Source organism: Okeania sp. SIO2F4, assembly GCF_010672385.1.
Taxonomy (GTDB): Bacteria; Cyanobacteriota; Cyanobacteriia; order Cyanobacteriales; family Microcoleaceae; genus Trichodesmium.
The window spans coordinates 1-11,245 of the sequence record NZ_JAAHGT010000246.1 but is presented as its reverse complement, the minus strand read 5'-3'; the positions used below and the strand labels follow the sequence as shown (position 1 = coordinate 11,245).

The 11,245-nt window shown below is 34.5% G+C and carries 12 protein-coding genes; 6 read left to right on the top strand and 6 right to left on the bottom strand.

The genetic code is table 11. The features are described 5' to 3' along the window. On the bottom strand, positions 1-518 hold a 518-nt coding region (locus F6K22_RS16900; protein ID WP_293100030.1), incomplete at its 3' end, for a permease. Positions 519-719: 201 nt separating this feature from the next. Between F6K22_RS16900 and F6K22_RS16895 the strand changes: the two genes are divergently transcribed. Beyond that, entirely contained in the window at positions 720-1,784 is a 1,065-nt protein-coding gene (locus F6K22_RS16895; protein WP_293100027.1) for a diguanylate cyclase, read from the top strand. A gap of 498 nt (positions 1,785-2,282) precedes the next feature. On the opposite strand, the gene F6K22_RS16890 is transcribed toward F6K22_RS16895, so the two are convergent. Beyond that, positions 2,283-2,768: a glutathione peroxidase gene (locus F6K22_RS16890; protein ID WP_293100024.1), complete on the bottom strand. Its 486-nt coding sequence runs from the start codon at positions 2,766-2,768 to the stop codon at positions 2,283-2,285. Between the two features lie 291 nt (positions 2,769-3,059). On the opposite strand from F6K22_RS16890, the gene map reads away from it, so the two are divergent. Beyond that, a complete protein-coding gene (gene map, locus F6K22_RS16885) occupies positions 3,060-3,827 on the top strand; it encodes a type I methionyl aminopeptidase (RefSeq protein ID WP_293100022.1) in 768 nt (255 codons plus the stop codon). A gap of 770 nt (positions 3,828-4,597) precedes the next feature. Here map and F6K22_RS16880 read toward each other — a convergent pair. Next, complete coding sequence (locus tag F6K22_RS16880; RefSeq protein WP_293100019.1) at positions 4,598-5,524, bottom strand: thermonuclease family protein; 927 nt, start codon at positions 5,522-5,524, stop codon at positions 4,598-4,600. Between the two features lie 1,442 nt (positions 5,525-6,966). Next, the gene (gene fdhD, locus F6K22_RS16875) at positions 6,967-7,800 is read right to left on the bottom strand and encodes a formate dehydrogenase accessory sulfurtransferase FdhD (protein ID WP_293100017.1); all 834 of its coding nucleotides are present in this window, start codon (positions 7,798-7,800) and stop codon (positions 6,967-6,969) included. 624 nt (positions 7,801-8,424) lie between these two features. Between fdhD and F6K22_RS16870 the strand changes: the two genes are divergently transcribed. Further along, positions 8,425-8,796: a hypothetical protein gene (locus tag F6K22_RS16870; RefSeq protein ID WP_293100015.1), complete on the top strand. Its 372-nt coding sequence runs from the start codon at positions 8,425-8,427 to the stop codon at positions 8,794-8,796. A gap of 493 nt (positions 8,797-9,289) precedes the next feature. Here F6K22_RS16870 and F6K22_RS16865 read toward each other — a convergent pair whose 3' ends face one another. Then, entirely contained in the window at positions 9,290-9,400 is a 111-nt protein-coding gene (locus F6K22_RS16865) for a Uma2 family endonuclease (RefSeq protein WP_363273732.1), read from the bottom strand. Positions 9,401-9,650: 250 nt separating this feature from the next. Between F6K22_RS16865 and F6K22_RS16860 the strand changes: the two genes are divergently transcribed. From F6K22_RS16860 to F6K22_RS16850, 3 genes are all read left to right on the top strand, one after another. Continuing rightward, positions 9,651-9,857, top strand: coding sequence for a hypothetical protein (locus F6K22_RS16860; protein ID WP_293100010.1), 207 nt, complete (start codon positions 9,651-9,653; stop codon positions 9,855-9,857). A 288-nt stretch (positions 9,858-10,145) separates the two neighbouring features. Next, positions 10,146-10,598 carry an RNA-guided endonuclease InsQ/TnpB family protein gene (locus tag F6K22_RS16855; protein ID WP_363273730.1) on the top strand — a complete coding sequence of 151 codons (453 nt, stop codon included), beginning with the start codon at positions 10,146-10,148 and terminating at the stop codon, positions 10,596-10,598. Between the two features lie 2 nt (positions 10,599-10,600). Beyond that, positions 10,601-10,813 carry a zinc ribbon domain-containing protein gene (locus tag F6K22_RS16850; protein WP_293100007.1) on the top strand — a complete coding sequence of 71 codons (213 nt, stop codon included), beginning with the start codon at positions 10,601-10,603 and terminating at the stop codon, positions 10,811-10,813. A 27-nt stretch (positions 10,814-10,840) separates the two neighbouring features. Here the strand turns inward: F6K22_RS16850 and F6K22_RS16845 are convergent, their stop codons facing one another. Continuing rightward, positions 10,841-11,014, bottom strand: coding sequence for a hypothetical protein (locus F6K22_RS16845; RefSeq protein ID WP_293100004.1), 174 nt, complete (start codon positions 11,012-11,014; stop codon positions 10,841-10,843). Positions 11,015-11,245: the final 231 nt, after the last annotated feature.

The window sequence follows — 11,245 nt, the reverse complement described above, 5'->3', positions numbered from 1 at the left end:
AGAAGAGGAGAAGTTTCAAACGTTTGAGAAACTGACTGTTGTCTAGGTAATAAACGAGCAGTTGTGGGTTGCAGAATTTGTCGTATATCCTTCTGAACACTAAATATCCAACCAATAATTGTTGCTATAGCTAGAGAAAATACTACTCGCAACACGACAATTTCTGGTTGGTCTCTAAACGCTGTCCAAGTTGCCCAGATAACTATGGGATTAATTGTTGGAGCTGCTAATAAAAATCCAATTGCTACTGATGCGGGAACACCTTGTATCAATAAACGTCTTGCAACTGGAACATTGCCACATTCACAAACTGGGAATAAAAAACCAATTAAACTGCCTACAAATGCTCCTAAAAGAGGATTTTTAGGCAGATATGTGATTAATTTTCGTTCATCAATGAACCACTGTAATATTCCGGAGAAAATAACCCCTAACAGCAAAAATGGCATTGCTTCTACCAATAAGCTGAGAAAGAGAGTGAAAGAATTATTCAACTGATTTGTCAGTGTTGATGCCATCTTTAAATTTACTTTTTAACTTTGATATTTTTTTTTATGTTATTTACATTTATAATTGTTAGGCGATCAAAATTATCTAGCTAACTATCTATTTAAGTTACACTGTTAGTATATACTAAGATTATTAAATTACTTGGAATTAGATAATTTTCTTATTTAGCTAGATACTGTTTCTGTAGATATACAAAATATTTTCAATTTATGTTGAATTTATCTTCCTCTGAGTTATTAGTTTCGACAATTCCTGACAATTGTCTGTCAAGAACATCTCAGGAGTCAACTGTACGGGATTTGTCTCTATATGATTTTCAAGTTGATAATAATCAAGTAGGAGAAATAGCAGCTTTGAGGCTACAAGCTGAACCAAGATTACCAGGGGTCATTTTAATGGAGGAGGAGCAGCTCTCAGGAATGATTTCTCGACAACGATTTTTGGAGTATTTGAGTCGTCCTTTTGGCAGAGAATTATTTCTGAAAAGGTCTCTCAAAACTTTGTATCAATTTGCTTGTACCGATTTTTTAGTTCTCCGGGCAAATACTACAGTTGTGGAAGCAAGTAGTAGAGCTTTGCAGAGACCAACTGATATCGCATACGAGCCAATTGTTGTTGAAATTGAACCCAATGTCTATAGACTTTTAGATGTTCATCATCTGCTTGTGGCTCAATCTCAGATTCATCAATTGGCAAATAATTTACTCCAGGAGCTTTATTTAAAGTTGGAAACAGCTCATAAAGAATTAGAACTTCAGGCTTCTTTAGATGCTTTAACTCAAGTTGCTAATCGTAGAAAATTTGACCAATATCTAGCTGAAAAATGGTTCCAAATGTCTAAAGAGCAAAAGCCTATATCCATAATTATGGCAGATATTGATTGTTTTAAAGGTTATAATGACACTTACGGTCATCAAGCTGGAGATCAGTGTCTGAAACAAGTTGCCTTGACAATAAATCAAACTGCTCAAATGATAACTAAGGGAAATAATGAAAATTTAGTTGCTCGTTATGGAGGTGAAGAATTTGCTATAGTTTTACCTAAAAAAACTCAGGTTGAAGCTGTTTTTATTGCTGAAAAAATTCGCTCTCAGGTCAAGTCATTGGATATTATTAATCAAGGTTCTTATTGCTCAGAAATTGTCACTTTAAGTTTGGGAGTTGCTACTACTTTGCCTGAATTGGGTGGCTCTATAGAAAAGTTAATTTCTGTAGCAGATAAAGCTCTTTATCAAGCTAAAGCAACAGGTCGCGATCGTGTTATCTGTAGTTAATATTAGCTTCCCATTAAGTTAATAGGAAATAGTTTTAATTATCAAAAAGATTATTCAGCCTCTGTTAATTACTAAATAGATTGAAGTGTCACCTAAGTATAGTATTATTTTTGGGAATTGGAATCTAAATACCAATTCCCTAACAGTTCATCAAGGCTTTACCAAATCAAAACTGCTCTGTATATTTATTTAATTATTTGTAAGAATTCAGCTATTAGCATTCAGCTTTTCCTACGGAATGCTGCGCAAACAGCTTTTAAACATACAGGAATTACTAAGGTTAGCTAAAAGTGACAAATTTATTCATAAGTTTTAATTCTCCTTATAAACTAATTCCTCCTTCAATGTAATAATCAGTTAATAACTCATAGCTGAAGAGCGTAGTTCCTCAGCAGGAGGCTAGCTGAAGTTCGCAGTTCCTCTGTTTCGCGGAGCGACTTGAATTGCGCAGCTCCTCCGGAGGAGGCAAGAGGCTAGCTGACGGCTGAATGCTTACCATTATTTAGCTAATTCAGCTTCAATAACAGTAATTAATTCTGGTGAATTAGGAGCCACACTACTATTAAACCTAGCAACAACTTCTCCTAGTTTATTAACGACAAACTTTTCAAAATTCCAGGCTACATCACCTTTAGGATTAACAGCATTTATCAAACAAGAATAAAGAGGATGTTTCTCAGAACCTTTAGCATGAACCTTATCAAATAACTCGAAACTTACATCATATTTTGTCTTAGCAAAATCAACAATTTCTGAATTACTTCCTGGCTCTTGTGCACCAAAATCATTGCAGGGAAAACCTAAAATTCTTAAGCCAGCATCACGATATTTTTGGTTTAATTCCTCCAATCCTTTATATTGTGGCGTGTAACCACAATAAGATGCTACATTCACAATTAATAAAACCTGACCAGCATAATTTACTAATTGTTTTTCTTCGCCATTAATAGTTTTGACGGTAATATCTGAAACTGTGGTACTCATCTTTGAAGAAAACCTCTAACTTAATAATTATAAATTTTACACTGTAGTTGGAAACAGAGAGAAGATTTTTGATCGAATCAAAGTATGGTAAACTAATACCAATTCACTTTAAAGATGTCACAAATAGTTGGCAACTGATTATGTGAAAGATAATAGACGAAATTAATGTATGACCATTACTTTAAGTCTATTAACTTTCACTTCTGACTTCTGTAGGGGCGAGTAGCCATTCGCCCATACTACTTATGACTTCCGTGAAACCGTATAGCTCGAATATTAATTAAAGAAGCAATGGCAACTGAAACGATCGTTTTATTATCGAAAAGAGAAATAGAAAAAATGCGTCGAGCAGGGCGTTTGGGAGCAGAATTGCTACATCATCTTGAACCTTTTGTCAAGCCAGGAGTAACTACTTTGGAATTAGATGAGGAAGCCGAACGTTGGACACAAGCTCATGGCGCTCGTAGTGCGCCTCTTGGTTATCATGGTTTTCCTAAGTCTATTTGCACCAGTATTAATGAAGTGATTTGTCATGGTATTCCTAATGAGAAACAAGTCTTAAAAGATGGGGATATTATTAATATTGATGTTACACCAATTCTTGATGGTTATCATGGAGATACTTCTAAAACTTTTTTTGTAGGTGAACCTTCTCCATTAGCAAAAAAATTAGTTGAAGTTACAGAAAAATGTATGTATTTAGGGATTGCTGAAGTTAAGCCTGGAAATAAAATTGGAGATATTGGAGCGGCTATTCAAGAGTATGCTGAAGCAGAAGGTTTTTCCGTGGTTAGAGATTTTGTTGGTCATGGTGTGAGTAATGTTTTCCATACTGCACCACAAATTCCTCATTATGGCACCAGAGGAAAAGGAAAAAAGTTACGAACTGGAATGGTATTTACTATTGAACCGATGATTAATGAGGGTACTTGGGAAGGTGTGGTGCTTAATGATGGTTGGACTGCTATTACTAAAGATGGTAAACTATCAGCACAGTTTGAGCATACTGTGGCAGTAACAGAAACAGGGGTAGAAATATTGACTCAGTATGATGGGTGATTGACTGTTCGCTTGAAAGCTTAGAAACTGCTCAAATATCCTTGATATCCACAAGAGTATATAAGTAATTTGTGAGGCTGAAAATTATCTCTATTGCCGAGGCGAACATTATAGGAAATACGAGAAAAATTGTGAGATATTCAAACAGTAGAAAGCAGCTAAGTTAGTAATTATATCTAAACTAAAAATTGTCTAGAGAAGAGTGAGTTAAACTGTTTAACCTTTAGATAATGTCCGGATAATTAGTGATAAATAAAATTTCAATTTATCCCCTACTCCCCTATTCCTGTACTACTTCAATCATAAGTATTTAACCGGATATGATATTACTGATTAATATCATGTCCGGTAGCATCGGTATTGTAAGGTAGGGGCAAATAAGAAATAAAAACGAAGAAGAATGAAGGTTTTAGTTATCTAGGATAAAAGGCTTAAAAGCAAGAAAAAACTTAAATTGCCTGTAGATATTCATGCTTGGGTTTACACAAACGATACCAGCGGATATGATATAATCTAGTAAAAATAAATCAGCTTCTATAATTTTCTCAACTTTAGTTAATCGGGTAAAAATAAATAATTATTATCAGATAAAAACGTTGTAGATCTCTAATAATATTATGCCCCCACCTTAGTTATTATAACTATAGGGTTACTCATTAAGGTTAGGAAATTTACAAATCCTGAAACCCTTTGACAGTCTACTATTTCCTATTCCCCATTCCCTATTCCCGATTCAAGTAGCCCTATACTATTCATGCTGATAATAATCCTCAGACTCTAGGGGGAAAATCTGATAATTGCTTCATTTCAGAAAGGATAATTTCTGGTTTATCTCGATACATATTCACTTGCCCACTAATATAAACATATCCCCTACCTAAACCAAAATAACGATTTTTTAATAGTTGTAATAATGGCTTTATTTCTGCATTATTCGTATCTGGAATCCATAATTTTAAACGATGGTCTTTAGTACCGTCATAAACTAAAGCACCATTATCTAACCACTTAGAAACTCCTCCCTGTAAATCAAAGAAAACTGTAATATATTCTCCAGTTTCTGCTGCTGCTAAAATTTTGGGAAAATCTAATCGCACTTCTAGGACTCCTGCAGCTATTCCATAAGTACGATAATTTTCTACAATGGAAGCTCTTAATGTCCACCAAGGTACAAGTAAATTATAATTTCTTTTGCGTTTACCTGTATTTATTTGAGAATTCCAAACACCAAGATTATTTGCTTGAGCTTCTATTTCTGCTTCGGTCATTTCTTGATGATATAATCGGGAATATCCATATTTAATAAAATAGGGACTCCACCCTTCTTTGATTAGTTTGATATTAAAGTTTTCACTGTTTTTATGTACATAAGCTATTAAACGACCTTGATGGTCTCGATACTTTTCTAAACAATTTTCTGTAGGGTCATCTGTATCAAATTCAATATCAACTTTGGCAAGTTCACCGTTAGGTAATGTGAAATATTTTATTGCCATTTCTGCTGTTTCTTTACCAATTTCTGTAACGGGTTTGGAATATTCAGAATAGCTTTCTTCGGCATCAACATAATCGAGTCTAATGAATTCTCGCTTATCCTTCAACAGGACTTTGATTGTGTCACCATCAACTACTCTTGTGACTTGGATATTTTTAATTGTTGTACCTTTTTTTTTGATGGTTAAAATTTCAGATGTCATTGTTATTAATGTTTAAGGAAAAAGGAAAAAATAATAGGGAAGAAGTTAAGCATAAAACTTCATTTGTCAGTATTTTTATTGATAGGGAAGTTATCATACCGTTTCACGGATAGGCGAGCCATCGGATTGGCGATGTACAGAAGTCATGCACTGAGTGCTAATTGGTGAGGTCTCCATTTCCTGCGGAAACGCTCCGCGAACAGAATGTAAGACGCACTTAAGATACTCAGAAGTCTCCAAGTGAAATTTGATAGACTTAAAGTAATGCTTATACAGTAATTTCAGGTTATTATTTCACATCATCAGTTGCCAACTATTTGTGACATATTTAAAGTGAATTGGTATCACTATTTCCCTAGAGTGAAGATAAATTTTCAGAAACAGTATAATTTTATAGTTAACTAAATTAGCTTAATATTATACATTAAATCTGGCAAGAAATGTATGAGGTGCAAAAATTTTTTACTAAAGGTAATTTTGAATAGCGATCGCTAATCATAATAAGCATTATTTAATCTAGACAGATTCTACCTTTTTCCTGATGTTTTAACTGCCTGGTCATAAATAAAGAATTGTGAAGAGAAGGAGTCAGAATGGTTTCTGGAAATTTATTTGGTGTCTTATACCAAGCGTGATAAATGTTTGCTACAAATAGCTAAGGCATTTCTTAGGACTCAGGAGTCAGGAGCCTGGAGTCAGGAGTTAGAATGAATGACTTCGATACTATTTTTGAGCTGTAGAACTTATCTTTTTAGTCAAAGGGATATATCTTTTCAACAATTAATAATTAACAATTAATAATTACCTCTTCTGTAATGGAAGGATGTTGCTCAAAGGAATTTTTTTTCTTCTCGAGGGGAGATTGGATATGGCGCACTTCGGAGCGGCTCTGCACTCTTCGGGAAACCTTACCGTCCCATCCTAAGGTCATGCTCTGCTTTCCGACCGCTCTCTTGGTCGATTGGAGGCCAGCGAGGATACCTCGCCATCCCATCCTTCGGAATGCTCCGCTTTCCGACCGCTCTCTTGGTCGATTGGAGGCCAGCGAGGATACCTCGCCATCCCATCCTTCGGAATGCTCCGCTTTCCGACCGCTTTTTCTCCATGAATGGAGAGGCTTTATACCTTAAGAGTTCGGTAAAGTCTTTTAATCGTCTAAATTATTCGTAAAATTATTTTTTCACAATGTTATTATACCAAATTCAAAAAAGATAGTTATAGTAAAAAAGGAAAAAACGAATCTGGAAACAGGCAAAAATATGCAGCTATTTACTATCACAACTGTATGGTTTTGTCTCCAAAACATACCGAAAATTATAAATTGCTCCTACTGACTGTAAGTCGCTAAATCGCCGATTTCCCTACTCGACTGACTGTACGTCGTCGCCGATTTTCCTACCTACTAAAAAAAGTTAATGTAGTAATATTTTGTCGAACTGCTGTTACTTTATTCTTTCTACACCGGAATAAATATTAAACTTTCTACCACGCAAAAACCCGACTAAAGTAATATTAAATTCCTTAGCTATTTCTACTGCCAAACTACTAGGAGCAGAAACAGCACAAACTATTGGCACACCTACAGTTATACACTTTTGTAATATCTCAAAACTCGACCGTCCACTTACCATGATAATATGATTATTTAAAGGTAATTGACCTGCTAAAAATTCTGAACCAATTAATTTATCTAAAGCGTTATGTCTTCCCACATCTTCCCGTAACTTTAACAGTTCTCCTTGAGCATTAAATAAACCAGCAGCGTGTAAACCTCCTGTAGATTTAAACACTCCTTGAGCAGTGTTTAATTTTTCAGGCAAACTATAAATAACTTCCGCAGAAATTTCTAATCCTAAAGGAATAGCTGAAAATCCTTTTATTTGCAAAGATTCTATACTTGCTTTCCCACAAACTCCACAAGCGCTAGTTGTAAAAAAATGTCTTTCTAGGGTTTTTAAGTTTGGATTTAATTCTGAATTAAGGGTAATATTAACAATATTTTGGCGTTGTTCGCCATCAATTTCTTGGTCTACACAATAACTAATTTGGGTAATATCTTCACGATTTTTGATAACTCCTTCACTATAGAGAAATCCAGTAGCTAAATCAAAATCTGCTCCTGGAGTTCTCATGGTTACTGCTATAGTTTTTTTGGGAAAAGTTAGGCGAATTTCTAAAGGTTCTTCTGTTGCTAGTTGGTCGGAACGAGTAACAAAATTTTGATTTTCTACTACCCAAATTTGTGCTTTAGTTTTACTACTAGGAGAATTTTTCATAACTATATAGCGCTATGCACCAGGGAATAGGGAATAGGGAATAGGGAATAGGGAATAGGGAATAGTAAAGTGTCAAAGGGTTTCAGGATTTAAAATGTCCGCGCTCTTTGCTTCGACTGCTATATCTAGAGTTTAGAGTTGATACCAAATGCACATTAGTAAAAGGGTATGTATTTATAAAAGATTGAAGTCTTTGCCTTACATAGAATTTGGGGATAGGACAAGCACCCTAAGCATTCAGCCGTCAGCTATTAGCTATCAGCTTTATTACTTTATAAGGGAGCAAAAAGTAATTGAGAGATTTCAAAGAATTAAAAGTATGGGTAAAAGTCCAGCAGTTAACCTTAATAGTCTATTGAGTTACATCATTCGTTAAATAGCTGAGAGCTGACCGCTAATAGCTGAATGCTTACCAGGCATCTTTTAATAACCGAGTTTGGTATTATAACTTGAAAATGCGGCGTTGCTGAATTTATTAACTAATTTTCAAACAAAATTTCTTTAAATTTTAAACTTTAACTTTGACGGAACGTGTCAATCTAATTATTAGAATTAAAGTTCGCGTACAGAGACAAGCTAATATCCCTCAAATACAGAAAATCCTCAAAAGAACAAGGAACAACAATGAAAAGAGCTGTAAGTTGGTTAACAAAATTATTCGTTAGCTCCGTTGTCGCAGTAGCATCAGTAATTACTTTGGGAGTTCAACAAGCTCAAGCTGTTTATACTGGATATTGCTGCGGTCAATATGTAGCTCTGAAGAATAATGGTGACTTTTGCACCATTAAACCAGAATCTGGATTCTCTTTGGTTACTATAGGAAATTATTCTGGTGTAAAAGCAACAGTAACTGTAAGTTTTGATGGTCTACAGGGCTATTCAGACACAATATTAATAAAGAAAAAACAATCAAAAAAAGTGAGCTTACCCTCTAATAAAACAGAGCGGATTATTTTACAAAATTGTGAAGGTGTAAATTTTAGGTGCGATAAGTAATAATTAATGATTTCTGCTAATGTTTTGCACAGAACTTACGCAAAGGTACTACATATAGAGTCTAAAAACTATAACGTTATAGTTTTGAACGCTATATATATGGTCTGGTGCGTAAGTCCTATTGCAGAAAGAACTGAATCATAATAACTTGAACACTCAACGGCATCTTTATTCATAAAGTTGCCATTTAAAAATACTCTGCGGGAAGCTACCTAAATAGGTTTTGTCAGAGTTTTTTTAGGGAATAGGCATAAATTTTGCTTGAGAAGTTTAGTGATTCGGAGAATATTTTTTTTCTGGAAAAAAAGTCACAAATTGCTTCCGACTTTATCAATCTGACTACTTAGTATCTTGTTTCAATATCCCTTTCATCAAATCCAATTATTTTTTTTGATAGAAATTTCTACTGAAGGAAATGTCAGAGGAAAAATCACTCCATCTTGATAGCTTTGTTCAATTTGATATTCATTATTCATCATATTGCGAAAGACTTTTAATTTTTTTTAGCAATATCAATTACCCAATATTCTTCTATTCCTAAACTGGCATATAATGTCTTTTTAATTCCTAAATCTTTTTGTAATGTACTATCAGCCATCTCAATAATCCAACTTGATTCGGCAAGGGGTCTCCCGTTATAATCTGCGATTTAACGGGAGGGGAATTGCCGAGCTGCAAATTAAACAGGTTTCGATTGCTGTTCAAATGTAGCACTAAAGAGTAGTATAAAATTATGATAATTACTCATTGCTACAAAATTAAGCCCACTCCTGAACAGTCAGTCAAAATAGATTATTGGCACTTAGCTGTTACGAAGACATTGGAATTATGCTCTAGGTTAAAGACTAGATTGGTTGAATAGAACTAGATGTCAAGTTGACCGTTGTTCATTAATTTCATGTCCTATTGGTGAAATTTCTACTAGACCAGATTATTATTTTCAACAATCAGCACTTAAACAGACAAAACAGTTATTTCCTGACTACAAGGAAATATATTCAGAAATTCAACAAATTAACTTACAAAGGCTAGATAAAGCTTGGAAACGTTTCGGCGCTTGAGCCGACATGAAAGGTTAATACCTGACAAAAAAGGTCAACGTGGAGGGCGACCTAAATTTAAAAAATCAGGAAAGTTAAGGTCATTTTGTTTCAGCAGAGTCAATAATTCGCTCATCAGCAATTAAGTTTGATGGTAAGCAAATCATTATTAGTAGGTTTGGTACTATTCCAGTCATAGTTCATAGATCTATACCAGATGGTATGACGATAAAAACTGCAACTATAACCAAAAAAGCTGATGGTTATTATATAAGTTTCAGTTGAGAAGATAAATCAGTTCCTAATCTAATTCCTACAAATAATATCAAAACTGCTGTAGGTATTGATGTCGGATTAAAAAAGTTCTTAACTACCAATACTGGCGAGACAGTTTCTGTACCTAAATTCTATAGAAAATCTCAATCGAATTTAGCAAGAAAGCAAAAAAAAGTATCTAGAAAAGAAATTGGGTCAAACAATTGGAAAAAAGCACAAAATAGAATAGCTAGATTACATCAACATATTGCTAGGCAAAGAGAAGATTTTCACTCTTATAGTGCTCATAAATTAGTTAAACAATATGATATGATTGCAGTTGAAAACTTAAATATTAGAGGTCTGGCAAAAAATACGAAACTATCAAAATCAATTTATGATGTAGCCTGGGGTAATTTTATTGAAAAATTGAATGCAGTAGCGGTAAAACGCGGTGTTCATGTAGTAAAAGTTAATCCTCACAATACATCACATGCATTGCAGTAATTGTGGTCAAAAAGTACCTAAGACTTTATCAGTTAGAACTCCCGAATTGTCAGAAATGTGGAACAGTTTTAGATAGGGATGAAAATGCAGCAAAAAACATATTAAATAAAGCGTTAAACGAGGTGGGTATCATCTTGTCTGCTTGTGGAGGCTTAGATATTGGTCAGCCTGTGAAACAAGAAACTTCTTTGTTTGTTGAGAAGCTCCCGTTATAATCTTTGATTTAACGGGAGAGAACTTCACTAAATATCTTCCCTATAAGGATGACGTTCTAAATATAATGTATCGGGAGAACTAACTATGGTAATATCCGGTTCTGGTTTAGAGTTAACTAAAGTAATAGGATGTGCTTCCATTACTTCTGCAAGATTTCCTAAAATATGACGTAAATATTTAACTGCTCTTTGACACTCCACGGACTAAAGTTGCGTGGATTCGTGACTAGGAGCTTTCTATCGGGTTAAAACCACGATTTTCACATTGCTCGAAACAACCACATTGCCAGTACCTTACCTTAGTATGTATACAGCAGTAGGGGCGATTCGCGAATCGCCCCTACTAGGCGGTGCCAATTGCCACTACTCTATCTGGCCAAAAGACCATTGAGCCTACTTTTTAAGTTGTTAGTTAATTATAACACATTTTTT

Coding starts and splice junctions, on each gene's coding strand:
- F6K22_RS16895 (WP_293100027.1), top strand. CDS start 720: ATGTTGAATTTATCTTCCTCTGAGTTATTAGTTTCGACAATTCCTGAC.
- F6K22_RS16890 (WP_293100024.1), bottom strand. CDS start 2,768: ATGAGTACCACAGTTTCAGATATTACCGTCAAAACTATTAATGGCGAA.
- map (WP_293100022.1), top strand. CDS start 3,060: ATGGCAACTGAAACGATCGTTTTATTATCGAAAAGAGAAATAGAAAAA.
- F6K22_RS16880 (WP_293100019.1), bottom strand. CDS start 5,524: ATGACATCTGAAATTTTAACCATCAAAAAAAAAGGTACAACAATTAAA.
- fdhD (WP_293100017.1), bottom strand. CDS start 7,800: ATGAAAAATTCTCCTAGTAGTAAAACTAAAGCACAAATTTGGGTAGTA.
- F6K22_RS16870 (WP_293100015.1), top strand. CDS start 8,425: ATGAAAAGAGCTGTAAGTTGGTTAACAAAATTATTCGTTAGCTCCGTT.